The sequence below is a fragment of the Sphingomonas sp. IW22 genome (assembly GCF_041321155.1).
GTDB lineage: Bacteria > Pseudomonadota > Alphaproteobacteria > Sphingomonadales > Sphingomonadaceae > Sphingomonas.
On sequence record NZ_JBGGWB010000001.1, the window covers coordinates 1,211,308 to 1,236,632 of the forward strand.

The 25,325-nt window shown below is 64.8% G+C and carries 29 protein-coding genes and 1 tRNA gene; 10 read left to right on the forward strand and 20 right to left on the reverse strand.

The features are described from left to right. Positions 1 to 3: 3 nt before the first annotated feature. Positions 4 to 1,188, reverse strand: a complete 1,185-nt coding sequence (gene rlmN / locus ACAX61_RS06125; RefSeq protein ID WP_370713895.1) for a dual-specificity RNA methyltransferase RlmN — start codon at positions 1,186 to 1,188, stop codon at positions 4 to 6. A gap of 122 nt (positions 1,189 to 1,310) precedes the next feature. On the opposite strand from rlmN, the gene ACAX61_RS06130 reads away from it, so the two are divergent. From ACAX61_RS06130 to ACAX61_RS06140, 3 genes are all read left to right on the forward strand, one after another. After that, positions 1,311 to 2,582, forward strand: a complete 1,272-nt coding sequence (locus tag ACAX61_RS06130) for a class I SAM-dependent methyltransferase (protein WP_370713896.1) — start codon at positions 1,311 to 1,313, stop codon at positions 2,580 to 2,582. Positions 2,583 to 2,668: 86 nt separating this feature from the next. Beyond that, positions 2,669 to 3,982 (forward strand): cystathionine gamma-synthase family protein, encoded by a 1,314-nt coding sequence (locus ACAX61_RS06135; protein ID WP_370713897.1) that lies wholly within the window; start codon positions 2,669 to 2,671, stop codon positions 3,980 to 3,982. 67 nt (positions 3,983 to 4,049) lie between these two features. Next, entirely contained in the window at positions 4,050 to 4,958 is a 909-nt protein-coding gene (locus ACAX61_RS06140) for an alpha/beta hydrolase (protein ID WP_370713898.1), read from the forward strand. A 9-nt stretch (positions 4,959 to 4,967) separates the two neighbouring features. On the opposite strand, the gene ACAX61_RS06145 is transcribed toward ACAX61_RS06140, so the two are convergent. The 7 genes from ACAX61_RS06145 to gluQRS form a co-directional block, all read right to left on the reverse strand. After that, positions 4,968 to 5,041, reverse strand: a tRNA-Gly gene (locus ACAX61_RS06145). A 63-nt stretch (positions 5,042 to 5,104) separates the two neighbouring features. Further along, on the reverse strand, positions 5,105 to 5,974 hold the full coding sequence (locus tag ACAX61_RS06150) for a 3-hydroxybutyryl-CoA dehydrogenase (protein WP_370713899.1): 870 nt from the start codon (positions 5,972 to 5,974) through the stop codon (positions 5,105 to 5,107). 65 nt (positions 5,975 to 6,039) lie between these two features. Beyond that, a complete protein-coding gene (gene egtD / locus ACAX61_RS06155) occupies positions 6,040 to 7,017 on the reverse strand; it encodes an L-histidine N(alpha)-methyltransferase (protein ID WP_370713900.1) in 978 nt (325 codons plus the stop codon). Between the two features lies 1 nt (position 7,018). After that, positions 7,019 to 8,275: an ergothioneine biosynthesis protein EgtB gene (gene egtB / locus ACAX61_RS06160; RefSeq protein WP_370713901.1), complete on the reverse strand. Its 1,257-nt coding sequence runs from the start codon at positions 8,273 to 8,275 to the stop codon at positions 7,019 to 7,021. Positions 8,276 to 8,323: 48 nt separating this feature from the next. After that, positions 8,324 to 8,893 (reverse strand): cob(I)yrinic acid a,c-diamide adenosyltransferase, encoded by a 570-nt coding sequence (locus ACAX61_RS06165; protein ID WP_370714923.1) that lies wholly within the window; start codon positions 8,891 to 8,893, stop codon positions 8,324 to 8,326. Between the two features lie 4 nt (positions 8,894 to 8,897). Continuing rightward, positions 8,898 to 9,125: a twin transmembrane helix small protein gene (locus ACAX61_RS06170; protein WP_370713902.1), complete on the reverse strand. Its 228-nt coding sequence runs from the start codon at positions 9,123 to 9,125 to the stop codon at positions 8,898 to 8,900. A 9-nt stretch (positions 9,126 to 9,134) separates the two neighbouring features. Continuing rightward, positions 9,135 to 9,980: a tRNA glutamyl-Q(34) synthetase GluQRS gene (gluQRS, locus tag ACAX61_RS06175; RefSeq protein WP_370713903.1), complete on the reverse strand. Its 846-nt coding sequence runs from the start codon at positions 9,978 to 9,980 to the stop codon at positions 9,135 to 9,137. A 96-nt stretch (positions 9,981 to 10,076) separates the two neighbouring features. On the opposite strand from gluQRS, the gene ACAX61_RS06180 reads away from it, so the two are divergent. Next, complete coding sequence (locus ACAX61_RS06180; RefSeq protein ID WP_370713904.1) at positions 10,077 to 10,643, forward strand: HNH endonuclease; 567 nt, start codon at positions 10,077 to 10,079, stop codon at positions 10,641 to 10,643. Positions 10,644 to 10,649: 6 nt separating this feature from the next. On the opposite strand, the gene ACAX61_RS06185 is transcribed toward ACAX61_RS06180, so the two are convergent. The 3 genes from ACAX61_RS06185 to ACAX61_RS06195 are packed head-to-tail and all read right to left on the reverse strand — an operon-like array spanning position 10,650 to position 13,056. Next, positions 10,650 to 12,029, reverse strand: coding sequence for a sensor histidine kinase (locus ACAX61_RS06185; RefSeq protein ID WP_370713905.1), 1,380 nt, complete (start codon positions 12,027 to 12,029; stop codon positions 10,650 to 10,652). 11 nt (positions 12,030 to 12,040) lie between these two features. After that, a complete protein-coding gene (locus ACAX61_RS06190; RefSeq protein WP_370713906.1) occupies positions 12,041 to 12,718 on the reverse strand; it encodes a response regulator transcription factor in 678 nt (225 codons plus the stop codon). A gap of 26 nt (positions 12,719 to 12,744) precedes the next feature. Beyond that, positions 12,745 to 13,056 (reverse strand): PepSY domain-containing protein, encoded by a 312-nt coding sequence (locus tag ACAX61_RS06195; protein ID WP_370713907.1) that lies wholly within the window; start codon positions 13,054 to 13,056, stop codon positions 12,745 to 12,747. Positions 13,057 to 13,155: 99 nt separating this feature from the next. On the opposite strand from ACAX61_RS06195, the gene ACAX61_RS06200 reads away from it, so the two are divergent. Next, positions 13,156 to 14,934 (forward strand): ABC-F family ATP-binding cassette domain-containing protein, encoded by a 1,779-nt coding sequence (locus ACAX61_RS06200; RefSeq protein ID WP_370713908.1) that lies wholly within the window; start codon positions 13,156 to 13,158, stop codon positions 14,932 to 14,934. A gap of 30 nt (positions 14,935 to 14,964) precedes the next feature. Here ACAX61_RS06200 and dapD read toward each other — a convergent pair whose 3' ends face one another. Together dapD and ACAX61_RS06210 are read right to left on the reverse strand one after the other, a co-directional pair. Beyond that, positions 14,965 to 15,789 carry a 2,3,4,5-tetrahydropyridine-2,6-dicarboxylate N-succinyltransferase gene (dapD, locus tag ACAX61_RS06205; protein ID WP_370713909.1) on the reverse strand — a complete coding sequence of 275 codons (825 nt, stop codon included), beginning with the start codon at positions 15,787 to 15,789 and terminating at the stop codon, positions 14,965 to 14,967. Beyond that, positions 15,774 to 16,448, reverse strand: a complete 675-nt coding sequence (locus ACAX61_RS06210; RefSeq protein WP_370714924.1) for a pyrimidine 5'-nucleotidase — start codon at positions 16,446 to 16,448, stop codon at positions 15,774 to 15,776. Before ACAX61_RS06210 ends, dapD begins: the two co-directional genes overlap by 16 nt. A gap of 116 nt (positions 16,449 to 16,564) precedes the next feature. Here ACAX61_RS06210 and ACAX61_RS06215 point away from each other — a divergent pair, with 116 nt between their 5' ends. Next, on the forward strand, positions 16,565 to 17,563 hold the full coding sequence (locus tag ACAX61_RS06215) for an LLM class flavin-dependent oxidoreductase (protein ID WP_370713910.1): 999 nt from the start codon (positions 16,565 to 16,567) through the stop codon (positions 17,561 to 17,563). 45 nt (positions 17,564 to 17,608) lie between these two features. After that, the gene (locus ACAX61_RS06220) at positions 17,609 to 18,304 is read left to right on the forward strand and encodes an NnrU family protein (RefSeq protein ID WP_370713911.1); all 696 of its coding nucleotides are present in this window, start codon (positions 17,609 to 17,611) and stop codon (positions 18,302 to 18,304) included. Positions 18,305 to 18,366: 62 nt separating this feature from the next. On the opposite strand, the gene ACAX61_RS06225 is transcribed toward ACAX61_RS06220, so the two are convergent. The 4 genes from ACAX61_RS06225 to ACAX61_RS06240 form a co-directional block, all read right to left on the reverse strand. Beyond that, positions 18,367 to 19,209, reverse strand: a complete 843-nt coding sequence (locus tag ACAX61_RS06225; protein WP_370713912.1) for a TorF family putative porin — start codon at positions 19,207 to 19,209, stop codon at positions 18,367 to 18,369. A gap of 199 nt (positions 19,210 to 19,408) precedes the next feature. Continuing rightward, positions 19,409 to 19,873, reverse strand: a complete 465-nt coding sequence (locus ACAX61_RS06230; RefSeq protein WP_370713913.1) for a RidA family protein — start codon at positions 19,871 to 19,873, stop codon at positions 19,409 to 19,411. Next, complete coding sequence (locus tag ACAX61_RS06235) at positions 19,870 to 20,511, reverse strand: HAD family hydrolase (protein ID WP_370713914.1); 642 nt, start codon at positions 20,509 to 20,511, stop codon at positions 19,870 to 19,872. Before ACAX61_RS06235 ends, ACAX61_RS06230 begins: the two co-directional genes overlap by 4 nt. Beyond that, a complete protein-coding gene (locus tag ACAX61_RS06240) occupies positions 20,508 to 20,786 on the reverse strand; it encodes a DUF3572 family protein (protein WP_370714925.1) in 279 nt (92 codons plus the stop codon). The genes ACAX61_RS06235 and ACAX61_RS06240 overlap by 4 nt, the downstream gene beginning before the upstream one ends. A gap of 37 nt (positions 20,787 to 20,823) precedes the next feature. Between ACAX61_RS06240 and ACAX61_RS06245 the strand changes: the two genes are divergently transcribed. Beyond that, complete coding sequence (locus ACAX61_RS06245) at positions 20,824 to 21,198, forward strand: response regulator (protein ID WP_370714926.1); 375 nt, start codon at positions 20,824 to 20,826, stop codon at positions 21,196 to 21,198. A gap of 6 nt (positions 21,199 to 21,204) precedes the next feature. Here ACAX61_RS06245 and hemA read toward each other — a convergent pair whose 3' ends face one another. Then, the gene (hemA, locus tag ACAX61_RS06250) at positions 21,205 to 22,449 is read right to left on the reverse strand and encodes a 5-aminolevulinate synthase (RefSeq protein ID WP_370713915.1); all 1,245 of its coding nucleotides are present in this window, start codon (positions 22,447 to 22,449) and stop codon (positions 21,205 to 21,207) included. Positions 22,450 to 22,679: 230 nt separating this feature from the next. Between hemA and ACAX61_RS06255 the strand changes: the two genes are divergently transcribed. After that, entirely contained in the window at positions 22,680 to 22,832 is a 153-nt protein-coding gene (locus tag ACAX61_RS06255; RefSeq protein ID WP_370713916.1) for a hypothetical protein, read from the forward strand. 67 nt (positions 22,833 to 22,899) lie between these two features. Here the strand turns inward: ACAX61_RS06255 and rpoZ are convergent, their stop codons facing one another. After that, complete coding sequence (rpoZ, locus tag ACAX61_RS06260; RefSeq protein WP_370713917.1) at positions 22,900 to 23,244, reverse strand: DNA-directed RNA polymerase subunit omega; 345 nt, start codon at positions 23,242 to 23,244, stop codon at positions 22,900 to 22,902. 126 nt (positions 23,245 to 23,370) lie between these two features. On the opposite strand from rpoZ, the gene ACAX61_RS06265 reads away from it, so the two are divergent. Continuing rightward, positions 23,371 to 24,555 carry a phospholipase D-like domain-containing protein gene (locus ACAX61_RS06265; protein WP_370713918.1) on the forward strand — a complete coding sequence of 395 codons (1,185 nt, stop codon included), beginning with the start codon at positions 23,371 to 23,373 and terminating at the stop codon, positions 24,553 to 24,555. Here the strand turns inward: ACAX61_RS06265 and gpmA are convergent. Beyond that, positions 24,552 to 25,238: a 2,3-diphosphoglycerate-dependent phosphoglycerate mutase gene (gene gpmA / locus ACAX61_RS06270; RefSeq protein WP_370713919.1), complete on the reverse strand. Its 687-nt coding sequence runs from the start codon at positions 25,236 to 25,238 to the stop codon at positions 24,552 to 24,554. The two genes, ACAX61_RS06265 and gpmA, sit on opposite strands and share 4 nt — an antisense overlap. Between the last annotated feature and the right edge of the window lie 87 nt (positions 25,239 to 25,325).

The window sequence follows — 25,325 nt, forward strand, 5'->3', positions numbered from 1 at the left end:
ACCTTAACCCAGCGCCGCCTGCTTTTCCGCCGCCAGCCGGTCCAGTTCGGCGCGGCTCTTCTTTTCGGCCGCCGTCTTCAACTGGCCGCATGCTGCGTCGATGTCGCGGCCGCGCGGGGTGCGCACGGGGGCGGAAATGCCGCCTTCGAACACGATTTCCGAAAAGCGCCGCACCCGGTCGGGCGTCGAGCATTCATAGGGCGCACCAGGCCACGGATTGAACGGGATCAGGTTGACCTTGGCCGGCAGGCGATAGTGGCGCAGCAGCCGGACCAGCTCGCGCGCATCCTCGTCGCTGTCGTTCTTGTCCTTAAGCATCACATATTCGAACGTAATGCGCCGCGCATTGTTGGCGCCGGGATAATCGGCGCATGCCTGAAGCAGCTCCTCGATCCCGTATTTGCGGTTCAGCGGCACGATTTCGTCGCGCACATCCTTGGTCACGGCATGGAGCGAGACGGCAAGGTTGACGCCGATTTCCTCACCCGCGCGCGCCATCATCGGCACCACGCCGCTGGTGGACAGGGTGATGCGCCGCTTGGACAGGGCTAGGCCGTCGCCGTCCATCACGATCTTCAACCCGTCACGCACCGCGTCGAAATTGTACAGCGGCTCGCCCATGCCCATCATCACGATGTTGGTCAGCATGCGCCCATCCGGGCTGGACGGCCATTCGCCCAGCGCGTCGCGCGCCAGCATGACCTGTCCGACGATCTCGCCCGCGCTCAGGTTGCGGACCAGCCGCATCGTGCCGGTGTGGCAGAAACGGCAGTTCAGCGTGCAGCCGACCTGACTGGAGACGCACAGCGTGCCCCGATCGGCATCGGGGATGAACACCATTTCGTAATCCTGCCCGTCGGGCGAGGTCAGCAGCCATTTGCGCGTGCCGTCGGACGACACCTGCGCTTCCTTGACGTCGGGGCGGCCGATGACGAAGCGTTCGGCCAGCCAGGGATGCTGCACCTTGGCAATGTCGGTCATCAGCGCAAAATCGGTGGCGCCGCGATTATAGATCCAGTGCCACAATTGCTTGGCGCGCAGCTTGGCCTGTTTCGCCTCCATCCCCGCGCCTTCCAGCGCGGCGCGGATCGCGGCCTTGTCCAGCCCGACAAGGTCGATGCGGCCGTCGGGGCGCGGCGCCACATCGCGGGTCACGGGCACGGGGTCGATGTGCCCAGGGATGGGCATGGGGGCGGCCGAGGCTGTCTGCATGACACGGCATATAGGCGATTTCGACCCGCCGCGCCAGTTCGCGGATGAATAGCGGTTTGTCATATTCCTGCCCCGCTTTGTCCGGTAGCGGACAGAACATGTCATTGATCGATCGCTTTCTCGATCGCGCCATCCGGCGCGGACAATTGACCGTCACCTTTCCCGGTGGTCGAACCCGAACCTATGGCACGCCCGATCCCGAACTTGGCGACGTTGCCATCCGCTTCACCGACGGGCGGGCGCTGCGGCAGTTGCTGGCCGACCCCAGCCTGGGCGCGGCAGAGGCGTTCATGGACGGGCGGCTGGTCATCGAACGCGGCGACATCCGCGATTTCCTGAACCTGGCCACCGCGAACAACCGTTGGGAGGAAGGTCGCGGCACGCTGGACGCCAGCACGCTGCGCCGGGGCATTGATTCAGTGCGTTTCCGCATCGATCGCATCAACATGGCGCGCCGGTCGAAGCGCAATGTCGCGCATCATTACGACCTGTCGGACCGGCTGTACGACCTGTTCCTTGACGTCGACCGTCAATATAGCTGCGCGTACTTTACCGACCCTTCAGTACCGCTGGAGCAGGCACAGCTGGACAAGAAGGCGCATATCGCCGCCAAGCTGGCGATCCAGCCGGGCATGAAAGTGCTGGACATCGGCTGTGGCTGGGGCGGGATGGCGCTGTACCTGCACCAGATGACGGGCGCAGAGGTGTGCGGCATCACCCTGTCCGAAGAACAGCTAAAGGTCGCACGGCGCCGTGCCGAAATGGCGGGCGTGGATGACAAGGTGCGGTTCGAGCTGATCGATTATCGCCATCTGACCGGCCAGTTCGACCGCATCGTGTCGGTCGGCATGTTCGAACATGTCGGACCCGCGCATTACCGCACCTTTTTCCGCCAGTGCCACCGCCTGCTGGCGCCCGACGGCGTGATGCTGCTGCACACCATCGGCCGTGCGGGTGGGCCCGGCGTGACCGATGCCTTTACCGCCAAATACATCTTCCCCGGCGGCTACATCCCTGCCCTGTCCGAAATCGCTCGCGGGCATGAGGGGCTTCGCATGTTCCTGACCGATGTAGAGGTGCTGCGGCTGCATTATGCCCACACCCTGGCCCATTGGTACGACCGGGTGGTCGCGGCCAAGGACGCCATCATCGATCTGTACGACGAGCGCTTCTATCGCATATGGACCTATTATCTGGCGGGGTGTGAGGTCAGTTTCCGGCATGGCGGCCTGGTCAATTACCAGCTGCAATATGCCCGTGACCGCCACGCTTTGCCCATCACGCGCGACTATATGATGGAGACGGAGGACCGGTTACGCGCGCAACCCGCCCGGCCATATCCAGTGTCAGCGGCGCAAACGACCGTCTGAGGGCCGGAACGGATCGCTCGCCCCCGCGCTTCCCGAATACCGCCGCTGCGGTTAGGATCGTTTCAAACGATACCAAGGAGGATGCCGTGACCGACGAGACCGAAGCCGAGCTGACCGGCACCACGCCGCGCCGCAACCCCAAGCCCGCCGTCGAAAAGATCGGCGACCGCCGATTGAAGCCGTCGACGTTGATGATGGGCCATGGTTTCGATCCCGCGCTGTCCGAAGGGTCGCTGAAGCCGCCGATCTTCCTGACCTCCACCTTCGTCTTTCCTAATGCAGCGGCGGGCAAGCGCCATTTCGAAGGGGTGACGGCCAAGCGCCCCGGCGGTGCGGAGGGTCTCGTCTATTCCCGGTTCAACGGCCCCAATCAGGAAATCCTGGAGGACCGGCTGGGCGTGTGGGAAGATGCCGAGGACGCATTGACCTTCTCCAGCGGCATGTCGGCGATCGGCACGCTGTTCCTCGCCTTTGTCCAGCCCGGCGACGTGATCGTCCATTCCGGCCCGCTTTATGCCGCGACCGAGACGATGATCGCGCGGTTGCTGGGCAAGTTCGGCGTCGAGTGGCTCGACTTCCCCGCCGGCGCGACGCGGGAGGAGATCGAGGGCGTTCTGGAACGCGCCAAGGCCAAGGGCCGCGTGCCGCTGATCTACCTCGAAAGCCCGGCCAATCCCACCAACGTGCTGGTCGATATCGAAGCCGTCGCCGCCGCGCGCGACGCGGTGTTCGCCGATGCGGGGGAAAAGCCACCCATCGCCATCGACAACACCTTTCTGGGCCCGCTGTGGCAGCAACCGCTGAAGCATGGGGCCGATCTGGTCGTCTACAGCCTGACCAAATATGCGGGCGGCCATTCGGATCTGGTCGCGGGCGGCGTGCTGGGATCGCGCAAGCACATGGACATGGTGCGCGCGATCCGGAACACGCTGGGCACGATTCTGGACCCCAATACCGCGTGGATGCTGCTGCGGAGTCTGGAAACGCTGGAGCTTCGCATGACGCGCGCAGGCGAAAACGCCGCCAAGGTGTGCGAATGGCTGCGCCATCATCCCAAGGTGGAGCGGATCGGCTATCTCGGTTTTCTCAAGGACGACCGACAGGCCGACATCTATGCCCGCCATTGCACCGGCGCGGGTTCCACCTTTTCGCTGTATCTGAAGGGCGGCGAGCGGGAGGCGTTTGCGTTCCTCGACGCGCTTCGCATCGCCAAGCTGGCGGTCAGCCTGGGCGGAACCGAAACCCTTGCTTCGGCCCCGGCGGCGATGACGCACCTGTCGGTGCCCGACGCACGCAAGGCCGCGCTGGACATTACCGACAATCTGGTCCGCATCTCGATCGGCGTCGAAGATGCCGACGACCTGATCGCCGATTTTGAACAGGCACTCGAACAAGTCTGATTGCGCAGGACAGCGGCAGCCCATATCCCGACTTCCGAATCAGATATGATCGGACTCGGGAGGGGCTATGTTCAGATCGTTCGTTGCCGCGACAATGATGCTCGCCGCCGCGCCACTGGCGGCGCAACAGGCCGACAAGCCCGAACCCGTCACCACGCCGGGTTCGGGCCGCTGGCCCGCTATGTTCGAGTCGCTTCCGGCCCTGCCCGACCATGTCGTCTATCGTCCGCAATCGCTGGAGCGTCTGGGCGACCGAAAGCTGGGTATTTACGTGTTCGGCAACGGCGCGTGCAGCGCCGACGGCACCAGTTCGCGCAACCACCTGCTCGACATCGCCTCGCACGGCTATCTGGCGGTCGCGCCCGGCACCATCCCCGCGAAGGAAAAGCCCTCAGCCCAAGGTGCGCGCCCTGCGGGCCAGCTGACCGCCTCCACTCCCGCCAGCGCGCTCAAGACCGCCATCAACTGGGCCGTTGCTGAAAATGAGCGGGCGGGCAGCCCCCTTCGCGGTCTGATCGACACCAGCCGCATCGCGATTTCAGGCTTCAGCTGCGGCGGGCTGCAGGCACTGATGAACGCAGGCGACCCACGTGTGAAAACCATCGTCGTGATGAACAGCGGCGTGTTCAACGACGGCGCGCGCGCCATCAACGGCATCGACGTTAGCAAAAGCGCGGTCGAAAAGCTGCGAATGCCGACGCTCTACGTGCTGGGCGGGCCAAGCGACATCGCGTACGAAAACGGCATGGACGATTACCGCCGCCTGACGGACATCCCGGCGGCAGTGGTCAACATTCCCGTCGGGCACGGCGGCACCTATATGCAACCCAATGGCGGCATCGCGGCCGAAGTGGTCAGCGCCTGGCTGGAATGGCAGCTATGGAACGACAGCAACGCCGCCGGAAAGTTCAAGGGCACCGATTGCGGCCTGTGCACCGACAAGCGGCTGACGATCGAGCGCAAGAATATCGATTGAGGGGGCGGCTGGAGCGGGTAGCGGGAATCGAACCCGCGTATTCAGCTTGGAAGGCTGCTGCACTACCATTGTGCTATACCCGCCCGCCGGCTCGCGTGGGCGAGCGCGTCGATTAGCCGCGCTGCGCCCGTGCTGCAAGTCCCTGCTTAACGCGTCGGCACTGGTTCCGGTCCGGTCCAGTCATAAAAGCCGCGCCCGCATTTCTTGCCGACCCAGCCCGCCTCGACATATTTGACCAGCAGCGGTGCGGGGCGGAATTTGGGGTCGCCCGTGCCCTCGAACAGCACGCGACAAATGTCGAGACAGGTGTCCAGGCCGATAAAGTCCGCCAGCGTCAGAGGACCCATCGGGTGATTGAGGCCAAGGCGTACCGCCGTGTCGATGTCGCGCACGCTCGCTACGCCCTCACCCAGTGCGAAGCAGGCTTCGTTGAGCATGGGCAGCAGCACGCGGTTGACGATGAAGCCTGGCGCGTCGTTGGCGTGGACGATTTCCTTGCCCAGCTTGCGCCCGAAGGCCTCCACCGCGTCGACCGTGGCATCGGCGGTGGCCAGGCCGCGGATCAGTTCGATCAGGCCCATGACGGGCACGGGGTTGAAGAAGTGCACGCCCATGAACCGCGCCGGATCGGGCGATGCCTGCGCCAGGCGGGTAATGGGAATCGAAGAGGTGTTGGATGCCAGGATCGCGCTGTCCGACAGCACCTTGCCAACGCTCTCGAAAATCTGGCGCTTGATCGCTTCGCGCTCGGTCGCGGCTTCGATCACCAGTTCGCATTTGCCCATGGCGGACACGTCATCGACGCACTCGATCCGGTCGAGCGCGGCGTCGCGGTCGGCAGCCGTGATCTTTTCCTTGTCCACCGCGCGGGCCAGTTGCTTGGCGATGCCGGCCTTACCCTGTTCCGCGCGCGCCTTGTCCACATCGGACAACATCACGTGAAAGCCTGCCTGAGCCGACACCTGGGCAATTCCCGCCCCCATCTGGCCCGCGCCGATCACGCCAACCGTCTGCATTGCATCACTCCCGATCATTTTACGTTGCGGCCAGCCTCTACCCGGTGATGCGGGGGCTGGCTACGTCAGGGCGCGGTTTCGGCGGGGCGCGCTTCGGCCAGGATCAGCGCGAACCAGCCCTTGGGGTCGTTCCATTCGGCAATCGGCGTCCAGCCGCCCGACCGCAACAGGACGCGCGTGCCGCGTTCCCCGTATTTGTGGCTGTTCTCGGTGTGGATGCTCTCCCCCGCCGTGATGGCAAAGGGGCGGCCATCGACGGTGAAGCGCACGTCGCGAACCGCCTCAAGATGCATTTCAATCCGCGATGCCGCGTCGTTCCACACCGCCTTGTGGCGGAAGGCGTCGAGGAGGATCGTCCCGCCCAGTTCGCGGTTGATCCGCTCCAGCAGATTCAGGTTGAACGCCGCCGTCACGCCCGCCGCGTCGTCATAGGCGGGGACCAGCACGTCGGGCGCCTTTACACGGTCGATGCCGATCAGCAGCAACGCTCCCTCACCCAGGCTGGTCCGCATGGCGCGCAACAGATCCGTCGCGGCAAAGGGGGTCATGTTGCCGATGGTCGAACCGGGGAAAAAGCCCAGCTTGGGCAGGTCCGCGACTGCCGCAGGCAGCGGCACAGGGTGCATGAAATTCGCTTCGACCGGATGGATTGGCAGGTCAGGAAAGCCCTTGCCTAGCTCGGCCGCCGATGCGCGCAGAAAGTCACCGGAAATGTCGATCGGCACATAGGCCGCCGGTTCGATGCAGTTCAGCAGGCGCGGCGTCTTGGTCGAGGAACCGGAGCCGAATTCGATCACCGCACGCCCCGGCTCCACCCGCACCGCCAGATCGGGACAGGCATCGCCCAGCAGCGCGATTTCGGTGCGAGTCGGATAATATTCGGGCAAATCGGTGATCGCCTCGAACAATTCGGAGCCGCGCCGGTCATAGAACCAGCGGGCCGGAATGGCGCGCGGGCGCGCGTTAAGGCCATTCAGAACATCGGCACGAAATGCCGGATCGGCCAGGCTGACCTGACCGTCCTCGATCTCGGGCTTCAACATGTCAGACATCCTTTGCCAGGCGCACGCCGGTGAACTGCCAGCGCTGATGGGGGTAGAAGAAGTTGCGATAGCTGGCGCGCGCATGGCCGCGCGGCGTGGCGCAGGAACCGCCGCGCAGCACGAACTGGCCGCTCATGAACTTGCCATTATATTCGCCAACGGCGCCTTCGGCCGCGCGGAAGCCGGGATAGGGGCGATAGGCGCTGCCCGTCCATTCCCACACATCCCCGAAAAAGGCGGGGCCGCCGGACGATGGACGTGGCTCGATCGCGCCTGCATGGTCCATCTGGTTGCCGCATGCGGGATCGTGCGCCGATGCCGCGCATTCCCATTCGGCCTCGCTCGGCAAGCGGGCGCCCGCCCAGCTGGCATAGGCGTCGGCCTCGTAAAAGCTGACATGCGTGACCGGCGCGGCGGGGTCGACGGGGCGGCGACCGTCAAGGCCGAAGCGGCTCCACCCGTCGCCGTCTCGAGACCAGTAAAGCGGTGCCTCGATCCCCTCGCCCTTCACCCATGCCCAGCCGTCGGACAGCCAGTGGCGCGCGTCGGTATATCCGCCATCGGCGATGAAGGCCGCCCATTCGCCGTTGGTGACCGTGCGGTCGGCAATGGCATGGGGCGCCAGCAATGTCGGGTGGCGCGGCCCTTCGCAGTCGAAGGCGAAACCGGCGCCGTCATGGCCGATCTCACCAATCCCTGCCGCGCCCTCGATCCAGCCAATCGGGGGCGGCATTTCCACCGGCTGCTTGCGCTGCTGCGGCCAGATGGCGGGTTCGCACGGATTTTCGGAAAACAGGTGCAGTATATCGGTGGCCAGCAATTCCTGATGCTGCTGTTCGTGATGGCAGCCAAGCTCGATCAGCTCGACCACCGCCGGTGGCAGCGTGTCGATCGCATCCAGCACCGCATCGGTCACCGCTGCGCGATAGGCCAGCACCTCGTCCAGCGTCGGGCGCGTGATCATGCCACGACGATGCCGCGCATGGCGCGCGCCCTCCGCCTCGTAATAGCTGTTGAACAGAAAGGGGAAGCGCGGATCGTGCAGCCGGTATCCGGGCACATGGTCGCGCAGGATGAAGGTTTCGAAAAACCACGTCGTATGCGCCAGGTGCCATTTTGCCGGCGACGCGTCGGGCATCGACTGAACGGTTGCGTCGGCATCGCTCAACGGTGCGACCAGCGCCTCGCTCAGCGACCGGACATGCGCGAACAGACTGGCGGCGGAACTGGTGCTCGCGGGCTGACGGCGGGGTTGCAAAACGTCTCTCCCGAACTTCGGGACGCGTGCCAAACCACTGTCAGACGTTCAGCGCGATGCCCCCGGAACCCACAAAACGTCGTCACGGCCGTTTTGGTTCAATGATCGCGCAATAACAAAAAGCAGATCGGACAAACGGTTGATGTAGATCAGCGCCTGCGGATTGAGCGCCCGCTGCGCCGCTGCGGCGACCATGCTGCGCTCCGCGCGGCGCGCGGTGGCGCGCGCCACATGCATCGCCGCCGCCGCCGCACTGCCACCGGGCAGGACGAAACTGGTCAGCGGCTCAAGCGCGTCGTTCGCAGCGTCGATCATGCCCTCGATCCGGCTGACCTGTGCCGCGCTGACCCGCAGGTCATGCTCGCCCGGCGCATCGGGACGCCACGGCGTCGCCAGATCGGCGCCCAGGTCGAACAGCTCGTTCTGAACCATCGACAATTCGCGGCGAAGCGGCCCGTCGGCCATCTGTACCAGCGCGACGCCCAACGCGGAATTCGCCTCGTCCACATCGCCGATTGCCGCCATCAGCGGATCGGCCTTGGACACGCGCGACCCGTCGACCAGTCCGGTGGTCCCGGCATCGCCGGTGCGCGTATAGATTTTGTTGAGCTTGACCAGGGGATCAGGTCCGGCCGGCGGCGAACATGATGACGACGACGATCAGGATAGCCAACGCCTGAAAGAAGATGCGGAACTGCATCATCTTGTTCGACTTGACCGACGATGCGGACGGCCCGTCGCCCTTCAACTCAGCCTCCGTCGTCCTGAGGAAAGCGACGATGCCGCGGACCAGCGCGACGACCGTCGCGATCATCGCGGCGATCAGCAGGATGACGAGGAAGGTGTTCATATCCCCAACCTAGTCATTCGCGACGCCGAAACCAAGCGGCAGTCGCCCTGCCCTTAGGTCCATGGCAAAGACAGCGCCATCGATCCCCGCCGCGCGCAGATCGGCCAGTGCGGGCGCCCCGTTGCGTTTGGCCAGCCGCTGTCCGTCTGGACCGGTCAACAGCGGATGGTGGCGATAGACGGGCGTGGGCAGGACCAGGAGCGCCTGCAACACCCGGTGAACATGGGTGGCGGCGAAAAGGTCGACGCCGCGCACGACGTGGCTGACCCCCTGCGCGGCATCATCCACCGTCACCGACAGGTGATAGCTGGACGGTGCATCCTTTCGCGCAATCACGACATCGCCCTGCGCCAGCGGATTGGCCATGACCGGCCCGGCGATCTCGTCAGTCCATGACAGCGGCCCTGTGCGCTCGACCGCGCGCGCCATATCCAGCCGCCAGCAATGCGGCGCATCGGCATCGACCCCCCGCCCGCGACAGGTGCCGGGATAGATAACGCCCCCCGCCCCATGCGGCGCGCTGGCGGCAGCAGCGATGTCGGCGCGCGTGCAGACGCAGCGATAGGCCAGCCCCATCGCCGCCAGCCGCTCCAGCGCCCCGGCATAAAGCGAAAGACGCTGTGACTGGAACACCACCGGCTCGTCCCATGCCAGCCCCAGCCAGCGCAGGTCGTCGATGATGCCCGCGACATGTTCGGCGCGGCTGCGCGTGCCGTCGATATCCTCGATCCGCAGCAGGAATTGCCCGCCCGAGGCGCGGGCCCGGTCATGCGCTTGAATCGCGGAGAAAGCGTGGCCGGCATGAAGTCGCCCGGTGGGGCTGGGCGCAAAGCGGGTGACGACAGCCTTGCTCATCCTGGCCCTTGACCCTGTGTCCTGTCCCATGCTGTCATGCTGATGTCATCCTGTTCGGCGACAGGGGACTTGCGCGTTGGTGACCTGGGAGCTTCCATGTACCATCCCGATCTGATCCGCCATCCGGACAGTTGCCCGGCACTGGTACTGAATGCCGATTTTACGCCACTCAGCTATTATCCGTTGAGCGTCTGGCCATGGCAAACCGCGATCAAGGCGGTGTTTCTCGACCGGGTCAACATCATCTCCCACTATGAGCGGGAGATCCGAAGTCCCAGCGCGACGCTGAAACTGCCTTCAGTGATCGCGCTCAAACAATATGTGAAACCGTCCCAGTTCCCCGCCTTCACCCGTTTCAACCTGTTCCTTCGCGACAAGTTCACTTGTCAATATTGCGGGACCCCGTCCGACCTCACCTTCGATCATGTCGTGCCGCGTGCCTATGGCGGTCGCACCACATGGGAAAATGTCGTCACCGCCTGTGCACCGTGCAACCTGAAAAAGGGCGGACGCACCCCACGCGAAGCGCATATGCCGCTGGCCGAAACGCCGATCCGCCCCACCAGCTGGCACCTTCAGGAAAATGGCCGGCGCTTTCCGCCCAATTACCTGCATGAGACCTGGCACGACTGGCTGTACTGGGATGTCGAGCTGGATGCGTAGCGCAAATCAGGTGGCCATGGGCAACCGCAAACGGACCAGCAGCCCGCCCAGATCCTCGCTTTCCTCAAGGCTGACCGTGCCTTCATAGATTTCGGCCACATCGCGCACGATGGCCAGGCCAAGGCCGGTGCCCGGCTTGCCGCTATCCAGCCGCACACCCCGATCAAAGATGCGGACGCGATCCGCCTCTGGAATACCAGTGCCGTCATCCTCAACCATGATTTCGACGAAACCCGCGGTGGCGCCCACGGTGATGAACACGCTGCCCCCGCCATATTTGGCGGCGTTTTCAACCAGATTGCCCAGCAGATCGTCCAGATCCTGCCGCTCGATATGCGCAACCAGATCCTTTCGGCCGTCAATGTCGATGCGGACGTGCCGGTACAGCCGCGCGACGGCGCGCTCGACCGCTTCGATCGAGGGCCAGACCTCAGCCCGGCTGTGCGCCGATCCACGCCGCCCCACCGCGCGGGCGCGGGCCAGGTGGTGATCGACCTGCCGCCGCATCGTCCGCGCCTCCCGCACCACGGTTTCGGGAAGATCCTCGCTCCCCGCGGCGGCGGCGTTCATGATAACGGTCAACGGCGTCTTGAGCGCATGGGCGAGGTTGCCCGCATGGCGGCGCGCTTCTTCGGCCTGTGTTTCGTTATGCTGGATCAGCGCGTTCAGTTCCTCAACCATCGGCGCGACTTCAGCGGGCATCGGCCCTTCGATCCGGGGCGAGTTGCCAACCCGCATTCGCGCCAGTTCGCGACGCAGTTTCTTCAGCGGCAACAGCCCGTACCAGGTTTGCAGCGCGGCCATGACGATAAGGCCAACGCCCAGCAACAGGAAGCTGCGCACCAGCGTCTGGCGCAAGGCGGCGATCTGGGCATTCAGCATCTCGCGGCTCTGCGCGATCTGGAACCGCCACCACACTGACGATCCAGGAAGTTTCACGTCGCGTTCGGCGATGCGGAGCTGTTCGTCGGTGAACTCTGCAGAGTCATAGGTGTGGACCGACCCGTTGGGCGCATGGGCGCTGACGCGCAGCCGCCGATCCCACAATGAGCGCGACCGGAACGGCTCCATCCCCGATCCGGAAACCTGCCAGTAAAGCCCGGAATAGGGTTCGAAAAATCGCTGGTCGGCCAGTTCGCGATTGAACCTAACTTCGCCTGTGTCGTCGATCTCCGCCGAAATCATCATCGACGTGATCAGATAATCGAGCTGGTCGTCGAAATTACGTGTGATCGCCCCTGTCAGCACGCGGTCCAGTGCAAAGCCGCCCCCTGCCAGCAGCAGCAGGATCCACGCCGACGCGATGAAGATCATTCGCCGGCTGAGCGACCCGGTCACGCGCACATAGGGGCGCGGGCGGTCGGCGGGCGCAGGATCGCTGGACATGGGCCGGCTTTTCAGGCCGCCGGAGCGTCCGCAGGATCGTCGAGGCTATAGCCCAGACCGCGAATGGTGGTGATGACATCGGCACCCAGTTTCTTGCGGATGCGCGTCACGAATACTTCGATCGTATTGGAATCGCGGTCGAAATCCTGATCGTAGATATGCTCGATCAATTCGGTACGGCTGACGACCTTGCCCTTGTGATGCAGCAGATAGGACAGCAGTTTATATTCCTGCGCCGTCAACTTCACCGGGTTGCCGCCCTTGGTCACCTTGCCCGAACGGGTATCGAGGCGGATGTCGCCAGCGGTCAGTTCGGCCGATGCGTTGCCGCTGGCCCGGCGGATCAGCGCGCGCAGGCGAGCAATCAGCTCCTCGGTCTGGAATGGCTTGGCGACATAATCGTCGGCGCCCGCATCCAGCCCGGCCACCTTGTCCGACCAGCTGTCGCGCGCGGTCAACACCAGCACCGGCGTCGTCCGCCCGTCGCGCCGCCAGCGGTCCAGCACGGTCAGCCCGTCAATCTCCGGCAAGCCGAGGTCCAGGATGATCGCGTCATATTGTTCGGTGGAGCCGAGGAAATGCCCCTCTTCCCCGTCGGATGCGGTATCGACGGCATAGCCCGCGCCGGTCAGCGTATTCGACAGTTGCTGGCGCAGATTCGGTTCGTCCTCGACGATCAAGACGCGCATGGCGCTCCCCTAAAACTTGGTGACGTTCAATCGCCCGACCGGCTCAACACCTGACCCGACCGGCCATCGACATCAACCCAGATTACATTTCCATCGCGCAGGAACTTCAGAGTGTAAACCGTGGTTCCCGAATCGAAGTCGAAACCCAGGTAACGCGCACCGCGCATCCGTGGCACGACGCGGCGTTCGATTTCACGAAGCGGCAGGATGCGGCCTTCGACACGCGCCGCGCGGGCGGCACGGTGGTCGTCGCGCTGCTGTGCGCCGACGGCGATGGAGGGTACCCCCGCCACTGCGCTCGCAAACGCGACCAGAACGCCCAACCCCTTCATCTCCATGGCGCATCGCATAGGGCCGGGGGCTTGAACAGCCTCTGAATGGGATCGCCGCTGCGAGGCAACTTGCGCGTTGCAGGGTTGCCACGGTAACGGCCCCCGATGGCCGCACCTGTCCTTGCCTATGAAGAGCTTGGCCTGATCCAGGGATCGGGCTGGCTGTTCCGCAATCTCAACCTGTATATCGGCGCACGCGACCGGCTGGCGCTGATCGGGCGCAACGGCGCGGGCAAGACCACGCTGATGAAGCTGATCGCCGGCACCATCGATTCGGATGAGGGGCGGCGCGTCATCGTGCCGGGCACCCATGTCGTGATGCTGGAACAGGATCCGCAAGTCACCGGATGCGCCACGCTGCTGGATTTCGTCCTGCGTGGTGACGACGCCCCGCCCCGGCATGAGGCAGAGGCGATTGCCGATCAGCTGGGCATCGACCTGTCGCGCGAAGCCGCGACCGCCAGCGGCGGCGAACGGCGTCGCGCCGCGATCGCCCGCGCGCTGGCGCAGGACCCCGATGTGCTGCTGCTGGACGAGCCGACCAACCATCTCGACATCACCGCGATCGAATGGCTGGAGGACTGGCTGCAACGCTTTCGCGGCGCGTTCGTCGTGATCAGCCACGACCGCACCTTCCTGACGCGGCTGACCAAACAGACGCTGTGGCTGGACCGGGGCGGCATCCGCCGGGCCGAAGTCGGCTTTGGCGGATTCGAGGCGTGGACCGAACAGGTCGCGGCCGAGGAGCAGCGCGCCGCCGAAAAGCTGGATGCGCGCCTGAAACTTGAGGAACACTGGCTGCAACGCGGCGTCACCGGGCGGCGCAAGCGTAATCAGGGCCGCCTGACCAAATTGCTGGAGATGCGCGCCGAACGCGCAGCGATGCAGGGGATGCAGGGCGCCGCCAATCTGGTCACCAGCGCCGACGATTCGAAAACGCGTGTCGTCATCGACGCCAAGGGCGTGTCGAAAACTTATGGCGACCGCACCATCCTGCGCGACTTTTCGCTGCGGGTGACGCGGCGCGACCGGATCGGCATCGTCGGCCCCAATGGGGCGGGCAAATCGACGCTGATCAAGCTGCTGACCGGCCAGCTCCAACCCGATACGGGCGAGGTGAAGCTGGCCAAGACGCTGGACCCTGTCATCATCGACCAGCAGCGCAGCAAGATGGAGCCGGAAAAGACGGTGCGCGACGTGCTGGCCGATGGCGGCGAGTGGATCGACGTGCTGGGCGTTCGCAAGCACGTGCACGGCTATTTGCAGGAATTTCTGTTCGCGCCCGAACTGATCGATGCAAAGGTCGGCACGCTGTCCGGCGGTGAGCGCTCGCGCCTGCTGTTGGCGCGTGAATTCGCGCGGCCATCGAACCTGATGGTGCTGGACGAGCCGACCAACGATCTCGACCTCGAAACGCTCGATCTGCTTCAGGAAGTGATCGGCGATTATGAGGGCACGGTGCTGATCGTCAGCCACGATCGCGATTTTCTGGACCGGACGGTAACGGTCACGCTGGGGCTGGACGGTACCGGCACGATCGACGCGGTGCCCGGCGGCTATGCTGATTGGGAGGCCAAGCGAAAGATACGGCAGACAGCGGCAAAAAAGGCCGCCGCGCCCAAGCCGGTCGATGCGCCCAAACCCAGGAGCGTCAAGCTGAGCTACAAGGACCAGCGCGACTATGACCTGCTGCCAGCCCGGATCGAGGCGATCGACGCGGAAGTCGCCAAGCTGGAAGCCGCGATGGGCGACCCCGACCTGTATGTGAAAGACCCGGCGCGCTTCGACAAGCTGGGCAAGGACATCGCCCGCCTGCGCGACGAAAAGGACGCTGCCGAACTGCGCTGGCTGGAACTGGCCGAACAGGTCGAGGGGCTGGGCTGACGCAACCGCGCCAGCCCGGCACCCAAAGGATCAGGCGCGCAGCAGCTCGTTGATGCTGGTCTTGGCGCGCGTCTGTTCGTCGACGCGCTTGACGATCACGGCGCAATACAGCGCGGGCTTGCCCTCACCGCCGCCCAGCGTGCCCGGCACGACGACTGCATAGGGCGGCACTTCGCCCATCATAATCTCACCCGTGGCGCGGTCGACGATCTTGGTCGATGCGCCCAGATACACGCCCATCGACAGCACCGCGCCGCGCCGCACGATCACGCCCTCGGCCACTTCGGCACGCGCACCGATGAAGGCGCCGTCCTCGATCACAACGGGATTGGCCTGAAGCGGCTCCAGCACGCCGCCGATCCCGGCACCGCCCGACAGATGCACGTCGCGGCCGATCTGGGCACAGCTGCCCACCGTCGCCCAGGTGTCGACCATCGTGCCTTCACCGACATAAGCGCCGATATTGACGAAGCTGGGCATCAGCACCGCGCCCTTGCCGACAAAGCTGCCGCGGCGCACGACGCTGCCGGGCACGGCGCGGAAACCGGCGCCGCGAAACGCGTCCGCGTCCCATCCGGTGAACTTCGACGGCACCTTGTCGAACCAGTTGGCGCCGCCCGGCCCCGGCATCACTTCGTTATCGTTCAGGCGGAACGACAGCAGCACCGCCTTTTTCAGCCACTGGTTGACGATCCACTCACTGCCCTCGCCCGGCTCCGCCACGCGCGCGGTGCCGCTGTCGAGCAGCGCCAGAGCGGTGTCCACCGCCTCGCGCACTTCGCCGATGGTCGCGGTCGACAGGCTGGCGCGATCGTCCCACGCGGCGTCGATCACGGACTTCAGTTGGTCGTGCATGTTTCCTCCCAGATGGCGGTGAGCCACGCCGTCAGGTCGGGCGTGGTGAAATCGATATGTGCAGGGTCCACCCCGACCTGTTCCGATCCGTTGTCGATCCAGACCGTCGTCATGCCGATCGCCTTGGCGGGCGGCAGGTTGCGGGCCATGTCCTCGACAAACAGGGCTGTATTGGGGTCGATGGCATAGGCGTCGCACAGCCCGGCATAGGCATGGGGATGCGGCTTGGGCCGATAACCGGTCGCGCGGATGTCGTGCACCCCTTCGAAACTGTCGGCCAACCCCAGCCGCTCCAGCACACGCCCTGCATAGGGACCGTCGCCATTGGTGAAGACCAGCTTGCGCCCCGGCAGCCGGGCGATCGCCTCCACCAGCCGGTCGTTGGCGCTCAACGCGCTCATGTCGACATCGTGGACGAAGGTCAGGAAATCATGCGGATCGATGTTCCGCGCGGCCATCAGCCCCGACAATGTGGTGCCATGCTCGCGGAAATGCCGCTTCTGAATGGCAAAGGCGGTGTCGCGGTCGCACCCTTCGAGCGCGCACACATAATCGGTCATCCGCGCCTCGATCTGCGCGAACAGCGTCGCGCCCGCCGGATACAGCGTGTTGTCGAGGTCGAAGATCCAGGTGTCGATATGTGCGAGCCGGGGGTCCATGACGCCGCGCGTGTAGGCGGGTGCCGCGAACGGAGCAACCATGGCGAGCAGGGGTTTAGCGCCCCCAAGCCCCGCTTCACTGGCGAGGCGCATGGACCGCCCCCATCTTGCTGGCCATGACCCGACATTCCCTCCTCGACCTGGTCCCCGTTCGTCAGGGGTCCGACGTTAGCACCGCTCTTGGCGAAGCCGCCGAACTGGCCGCCCATGCCGAATCGCACGGCTTCACCCGTTACTGGGTGGCCGAACATCACGGGATGCCGGGCATTGCCGGTGGAGCGACGTCGGTCGTGCTGGCGCATGTCGGGGCGGCGACCAAGAGCATCCGCATCGGTGCAGGGGGCATCATGCTGCCCAATCATGCGCCGCTGGCGATTGCCGAGCAGTTCGGGACGCTGGACGCGCTGTATCCGGGACGCATCGACCTGGGCCTTGGCCGTGCGCCGGGGTCGGACCAGCGCGTGATGCGCGCGATGCGCCGCACGCTGGACGCGAACGGTCCCGACCAGTTCCCGCAGGATATCATAGAGCTGCAAAGCTATTTCGCCAATGACGGCCGCACCGGCATCGAAGCGACGCCCGGCGCCGGTGCCAACATCGAGATGTGGGTCCTTGGCTCCAGCCTGTACGGCGCTCAGCTCGCCGCCGCGCTTGGCCTGCCCTATGCCTTTGCCTCGCACTTCGCGCCCGATGCGCTGGATCAGGCGCTGGAGACCTATCGCCGGCTGTTCCGCCCGTCGGAGCGGCTGGAGCGGCCCTATGTCGCGGCGGGCTTCAATATCTTTGCCGCCGATACCGATGAGGAAGCGCGCTATATTGCCAGTTCGATGGAGCAGAGCTTCGTCGCGCTTCGCACCGGCAATCCCGGCCGCCTGCCGCCGCCTGTCGCCGATTATCGCGCGGGTCTGGGCGCACAGGGCACTGCGATCCTCGACCACGTCCTGTCCTGTTCCGCCATCGGCGCGCCCGCGACGGTGAAGCGACAGATCGACGCGTTCATCGCGCGTACTGGCGTTGATGAGGTGATTCTGACGGGCGCAACTTATGACCCCCAGGCGCGCGCGAAGAGCCTGGCGATCGGCGCCGAATTGATGGACGCGCGCGTCGCGGCCTGAAAACTGGTAAGGGGGTGCCTCCGATAACGGGAGGGGGCACCTTCGATGTTGCAGTTGGTCGTTGCGGTCGCGGCTTTTGTCGGCACGCACTTCCTGCTTTCTCATCCCCTGCGCGCGTCCATCGTCGCGCGCACCGGGGAAGCGGCGTTTCTGGGCATCTATTCGCTGGTCGCCTTCGCAACGCTGGGCTGGGTCTGGCACGCATATGCCACCGCGCCGGTTCAGGCGATGCTGTGGCCGGTCGGCGATGCGATATGGGCCGTCGCGACCATTATCATGCTGGTGGCCAGCGTGCTGCTGATGGGATCGCTGATCGGCAATCCCGCCGCCCCCAATCCTGCCGCCGATGCCGGGGAGCAGCCGGTGCCGCCCGCGCGCGGCGTATTCGCGATTACGCGCCACCCGATGATGTGGGCCTTTGCCCTGTGGGCGGCTGCGCATGTGATGGTGTTTCCGGTGCCAGCGCAGATGGTGCTGGCGAGCGGCATCGCGCTGCTGGCGCTGGCGGGCGCGGCCCTTCAGGATGCGAAAAAGGAACGGCTGCAACCTGCGCGTTGGCGAGAGTGGGAGGGCCGGACCAGTTACCTGCCCTTTGCCGCGATTGCCCGCGGGCGGGCGCGCCTTGGCGGGTTTCGCGCGCATGATCTGGCTGGCGGCGTCGCGATCTGGCTGGCCGCCACCTGGGCGCACATGCCGTTGGCGGGGTGGGCTGCGGGAATCTGGCGCTGGATCAGTCTTTGAACAGCGACGGGCCGCGCTCCCCAAAAGGAACGCGGCCCGTGCTGGTCACACTGGCAATGCGATTAGAATGCGCCGGTCAGCGAAACCACGATCGTACCGTCGGAGATCGAATCGACCCCGCCCTTCGAGAAGTTGGGCAGCAGATAGGCGCTCTCGGCCCGGCTGATGTCGGTGTCGATATAGGACACGCCCAGAACCAGGTTCTTGTAGGTAAAGTCCGCGCCAAGCGTCCAATCCCAATAAGTGCCCGTCGGCGCAACGCTGGTGCCGTTCGGGCCCAGGCCCGAATTACCGTCAGAATAGCCGATATGCGCGCGCAGCGAGACCGGCGTGTTCGGCACTGCCGCCACTGCGTCACCCGACAGATACAGATTGTCTTCCGAGTCGCCCGGATCGTTCGGCACGCCGGCAACCGCATCGGCGCCAGTGAAGAACCAACGGCCCAGCGCTTCCTGCTTGGGCGCATAGAAGGCGCCCGCGGTCAGCGTGACGGGACCGGTGGTGCCCGACAGCTTGACATAGGGTTCGGCGAAATCGGTAATGTCGGCGCCGCCCGGATACATGTACCAGGTGACACCCACGTCCAGCGTGCCGCCGCCACCGATCGGGGTCTTGAACCCGCCGATCAGGTCAAGTTCCATGCTGGCGCCGCCGAACGTACCCCAGCCCGCCAGGTTCGAACCCCAGGTGCCGACGTAAAGGCCGCTTTCGTGCGAAATAGTGAGGCCACCTTGAATGGCCATTTCCTTGTCCGTCTGCGACACACCGCGAAAGCGATAGTCGGAGGCCAAGGTAACGCTGCCGGAGACGGTGACCGGCTCGGGCGGCGCCGTCTCTTCCTGCGCCATGGCAGGCGTTGCACATGCGAGGAGAAGGGCCGGAAGCCCGAGTGTAGAGAAACGCATCGTGTCCCTTTCAGTTTGAAGGCGATGGTTCTCTCCTGCTGTCGGGATGCCGCGTCCTTTATGCTGAAAGCATGCGCAGTCGTTCGCCGACACCAACTTTTTGCCGCATCATGCCGCGCCGCACAAGATCATTCCGGGTTCAGATGCAAAAGGGCGGCAACTGTTGCCGCCCCGCAACAAAGGTTGCTGTCGTAACCGCTCAGCGAACGGCAATGATCGCGTCGATCTCCACCACCGCGCCCAGTGGCAGCACAGCCACACCCACGGCGCTACGCGCATGGCGGCCGGGCTCGCCGAGCACGTCGATCATCAGTTCGGACGCGCCATTGGCGACCTTTGCCTGGTCGGTGAAACCGGGGGCGGAATTGACGAAAACGCCCAGTTTCACAATGCGCTCGATCCGCGACAGATCGCCGTCCAGCGCGCGGCGCGCCTGTGCCAGCAGCATCATCGCGCACCGCTTTGCCGCTTCCTGCGCGAAAGGAATCTCGCGATCTTCGCCCACGCGGCCGGTCATCAGCGCACCGTCCTGAAATGGCAACTGCCCCGAAATGTGAAGCAGCCCGCCATGGATGACCGTGGGGACATAGGCCGCCACCGGCGCGGCGGCTTCGGGGAGGGTCAGGCCGAGTTCGGCCAGGCGATCGTCGATGCTCTGGGTCATGGCGCCGATGTGCCGTGCGCGGCGTCGGCGGGCAAGCCCGAAGCGAAACGCGCACCGATCCACGTCACGGCATCCTGCCAGTCGTCGATTCGCACATGGGCATGCGGCGCCGCCGGCATCACCGACGCCATTTCGGGCTCCGCGATCATCTGTAGCCGGTGAACCTGTGGCGCGGCGCGCGCGACCGATTCGTGGTGCACGGCCAGGTCGTCAACGAATACCGTAACCGGGCCGCCATGTTCGGCGACGAGTCGCGCCACCGGCTCCCCCTTGCCGCCCTGATTGCATTCGACGCGATGGGCGATCCCGTGCATCGCCAGCTGCTCGATGCGGTGCGTGCGGCAATGATCCTGCAAATTGGTCAGGATGACGATATCCGCCGCCTCCGCCAGCGTCGCCAGCGCCTCGCGCGCATGAGGTACCAGCGTCTGACGGTGCATTTCATCTGGGAAGAAGCCGCCCAGCAGCGACCACATTTCCGCCGTGCTGGGGCGGGTACCGTCGGCACGCGTCATCGCGCTGGCGAAATCGTGGCTATAGGCGAATTCGATCGCGTGCACTTCGTCCAGCCAGGTGCGGAAATGCCGCACCATGTGCAAAAGCACCTCATCGCAATCGCAGATCAGCAACGGTTTCATCGTTCCTCCAGCACCCGGCGTGCGCGAATCAGGGCAAGCGGTTCGACGTCCAGCGCGGCGGCGCATGCGACCAGATCAGGTTCGTGCGCCTCCAGAAAGCCCAGCACCGCCGCCAGGGTCGCCGGCTCCCCCGCCCGTGCGCGCAGCGCCGCTGCGTCCAGACCCGTCACCGCCAGCAGCCGATCGGCCCGTGCGCCGTCGCTGACAAGCCATGCCAGCGCGTGCAACGCCATCGCATCCGGATCACCATCTGCATTTGTCTCGCGGATCGGCATGGAATAGAAGTTCGCTACAATGGATGACACCGCCGCCTTGGCAATCCGGGTCCTCGTTGTCGAGGATAACGAGCTTAATCTTAAGCTCTTTTGCGATTTGCTGCGTGCGCATGGATTCGCGCCGGAGCCGGTGCGCGACGGGCGGGAAGCCGTGGCCCGCGCGCGCGAAATCGACCCGGACCTGATTATCACCGACATTCAGCTGCCACATGTCACCGGTTTGGAGCTGATCCAGCAGTTTCGCGCGGATCCCGGGCTGAACGCGGTGCCGATCATGGCAGTCACCGCCTATGCCGGACATGACGACGAGGCCCGCATTCGCGCGGCGGGCGCCAACGCCTATGTCTCCAAACCGATTTCGGTTTTGCGCTTTATCGAGGAAGTGCGGGCACTGCTGCCACCAAAGCCCTGAGGTTGTTCAGGCGGCCTTGCGCATTTCCAGCCGACCCCAGATTTCGACCAGCGCCTCGGTCAGGTCGCGCATCATCGCTTCGTCATGCGCCGGACCCGGCGTGAAGCGCAGCCGTTCGGTGCCGCGTGGCACTGTCGGGTAATTGATGGGCTGAACATACACGCCATATTCGGCCAGCAGAATGTCGCTAATCCGCTTGGCCTTTACGGGGTCGCCAACCATCAGCGGGACGATATGCGTGGTCGAGGCCATGACCGGCAGCCCGGCGTCCGCGAACATCGTCTTCAGCCGCTGTGCCGCCGCCTGCTGCCCATCCCGCTCAGCGCTGGACGATTTCAGGTGACGCACGCTGGCCAGCACGCCCGCGACCAGCACCGGGGACAGGCTGGTGGTGAAGATGAAACCGGGCGCATAGCTGCGGATCACGTCGATGATCGTGCGGTCCGCTGCGATGTAACCGCCCATTACGCCGAACGCCTTGCCCAGCGTCCCTTCGATGATGGTCAGCCGGTGTGCGGCCGCGTCGCGTTCGGAAATGCCGCCGCCGCGCGCGCCGTACATGCCGACCGCGTGGACTTCATCAAGGTAAGTCAGCGCGTTATATTTGTCAGCCAGGTCGCAGATCGCGTGGATGGGCGCCACGTCACCATCCATCGAATAGACGCTTTCGAACGCGATCAGCTTGGGCACCGACGGATCGTCCGCGGCAAGCAACTCTTCCAGATGCGCGACATCATTGTGACGGAAGACGCGCTTCTCGCAGCCCGAATTGCGGATACCCGCGATCATGGATGCGTGGTTCAGCTCGTCGGAATAGATGATGCAGCCCGGCAGCACGCGCGCCAGCGTCGACAGCGTGGCTTCGTTCGAGACATAGCCCGACGTGAACAGCAGCGCCGCTTCCTTGCTGTGCAGGTCGGCCAGCTCACCTTCCAGGTCGATATGATAATGGGTGTTGCCACCGATATTGCGGGTGCCGCCCGATCCGGCGCCGACATCGTGCAGCGCCTCTTCCATGGCGGCGATGACCTTGGGATGCTGTCCCATCGCCAGATAGTCGTTCGAACACCAGACCGTGATCGGCTTCGGCCCGTTATGCCCGGCAAAGCAGCGCGCGTTGGGGAACGCGCCCTTGTTTCGCAGGATGTCGATAAACACCCGGTAACGACCCTCGACATGCAGCCGGTCGATCGCCTGCGAGAATACGCGGCTGTAATCCACCGCGGGGGGCATGTTGCGCGCCTCGATCATGCGGGCGTGATGTAGCGGCAATTCACGCACTTTTCCAGCGCGATCGCACTGCAGCAAATGCACCGTCCGGCGACAAAAAAGCCTGTTCAAACGCAGATTTGCTTTCGATCAAAGTGAACCTGCGATGACTGTGATAAGGATTTTTCATCGCCGCCGCCGGAGTCCCTTCTAAACAGCATGCGGCGACTGAGAGACTTGCGTGCTCCCGCTTTTCATTGAGGAGCTGTTCGATGCAGACCAATGACCGCGAATATTTTCGCGACCGTGCGGCGCAGGAAAGCGCCGCTGCCAATAGCTGTCACGACGTGACCGCGCGCCGCGTCCATCTTGAGCTGGCCGAGCGTTATCGCGCGCTGGCCGCCCCTGCCGACAAGACGTCATGATGCCCGAATGAAAAGAGCCGCGACGCAACCGCCGCGGCTCCTTTCGAAGACCTGAATTGTCGATCGATCAGCCGTCGTAATCGCCACCGACATTCTGGTTGCGCGGCGGCGCGGCGGCGGTAAGGCGCAGCGCCTCTGCCGAAGCCGACAGCGAGCCGACCTCATCCGGCGCTTCCTCATCGTCGATCTGGACGCGCTGAAGGCTGGACACGACCGATTCGTGCAGATTGTCGGGACGAATGGTTTCCTCGGCAATCTCACGCAGCGCGACGACGGGGTTTTTATCCCGGTCGCGGTCGAGCGTCAGTTCTGCACCGCCCGAAATCTGGCGCGCCCGCTGTGCTGCCAGCAGCACCAGGTCGAACCGGTTGGGGATCTTGTCGACGCAATCCTCGACGGTGACGCGCGCCATGAACGCTTCCTTCGCTTGAAATCGGTAGGTTCGGGAAAGGATGCCAGCTAGTCGAGCAGGCTCGAAGAGTCAAGATTTTCCGCCACGCCATTGCACGCGGACGCCCTGCCCCGCATGAAACGGAGCATGGCCGAACCGCCCGAACAGCCCGTTTTCGTCGTCGCGGGCAACGCCCTGACGCTGCTCGATACCGGCGCGCGCCGCATGTCTGCGCTGCTGGCGCTGATCGACGGCGCAGAACGGTCGCTGCGCGTTCTTTATTATATCTATGAAAATGACATGGCCGGACAGGCGGTGGCCGATGCGCTGATCCGCGCGGCGGCGCGCGGCGTACGGGTGTCGCTGATCGTCGACGGGTTGGGCAGCGAAACGGCGGCGCGGGCGAATTTCTTCGAACCGCTGACGGCGGCGGGGGTTCAGGTGTGCCGCTTCATTCCGCGCTTCGGCCGGCGATACCTGTTGCGGAACCACCAGAAGCTGGCGCTGGCCGACGAAGCGCGCGTGATCATCGGCGGCTTCAACATCAAGAACGACTATTTCGGCGTTCCCGGCGAGGACGGGGACGCGTGGCGCGATTTGGGCGTGCTGGTCGAAGGACCGGCGGCGGCGCGGCTGGTCTCCTATTTCGATGCACTTGAGCGCTGGACCCGCCGGGAAGACGCGCCGGTGCGGGCATTGGCGCGCATGTTGCGCAGCCACAGCGAGACAGATGGCAAGGTACGGTGGTTGTTGGGCGGACCAACCCGGCGGCTGTCGCCATGGGCGCGCACCATCCGGCGGGAAATGAAGACCGCCGCGCGCCACGGCACGCGCATCGACCTGATCGCCGCCTATTTCGCGCCCGGCCCGGCGATGTTGCGACGATTGCGGCGCGCAGCGCGGCGCGGCGTGGTCAACATCGTGCTGCCCGCCGTCACCGACAATTTCATGGCGATCTGGGCCTCGCACTTCACCTATGCCGGTCTGCTTCGGCGCGGGGTGCGGATCTGGGAATATCAGCCGACCAAGCTGCACACCAAATTGGTGGCGATCGGCGATGTCGTGCATGTCGGATCGGCCAATTTCGACATCCGCAGCCTGTTCCTGAATCTGGAGCTGATGCTGCGTGTCGATGATCCGGCCTTTGCGGCGCATGTACGCGATTATGTCGAGGGCGAGATGGCCCGGTCGGTGCGCGTGACGGTCGAAAGCCACCGGGCCGCCATGACTCCCTGGACGCGGATCAAGCAGGCCGCCGCCTATGCGGTGATGGCCGTGCTCGATCCGCAGATCAGCCGCCGCCTGCTCGCCTGGGGCGAGCGGCGCGATTAGCGTTCGTTCAGATAATAGCGGTCGGTCGCCGCCAGCGATGCGTCCAGTTCATAGACCATCGGCTGCCCCGTCGGGATTTCCAGACCGGCGATTTCATCGTCCGAAATGCCGGACAGATGCTTGACCAGCGCGCGGAGCGAATTGCCGTGCGCCGAAATCAGCACCCGCTTGCCCGCCTTCAGCTCGGGCGCAATGCGTTCTTCCCAATAGGGCAGTACGCGGGCGATCGTGTCCTTCAGGCTTTCGGTCTGCGGGATGGTCACGCCGCGATAGCGAACGTCCTTTGACAGGTCATAGGCCGAATCGGCTTCGGGCAGCGGGGGCGGAATGTCGAAGCTACGCCGCCAGATCTTGACCTGTTCGTCACCATGCTTTGCCGCCGTCTCGGCCTTGTCCAGCCCGGTCAGGCCGCCATAATGCCGCTCGTTCAGGCGCCAGTCCTTTTCGACGGGCAGCCACAGCCGGCCCATCGCCTCCAGCGCAAGGTTCAGCGTCTTGATCGCGCGCGTTTGAAAACTGGTGAAGGTCAGGTCGAAGTCGAGACCCTTCTCCGTCATCAGCTGGCCTGCCGCCCAAGCCTCTTTCACGCCCTGTTCTGTCAGGTCGACGTCCCACCATCCGGTGAAACGGTTCTCCAGGTTCCAGGCCGACTGGCCGTGGCGGATCAGGACGAGTGTGGGCATGGGGAAACCTCCGACGCTTGATGCACGGCTTCCATAACGACTGAGGCGCCGCTGGCAACGCGGGGGATCGTACCGGCTTGGCGCGGC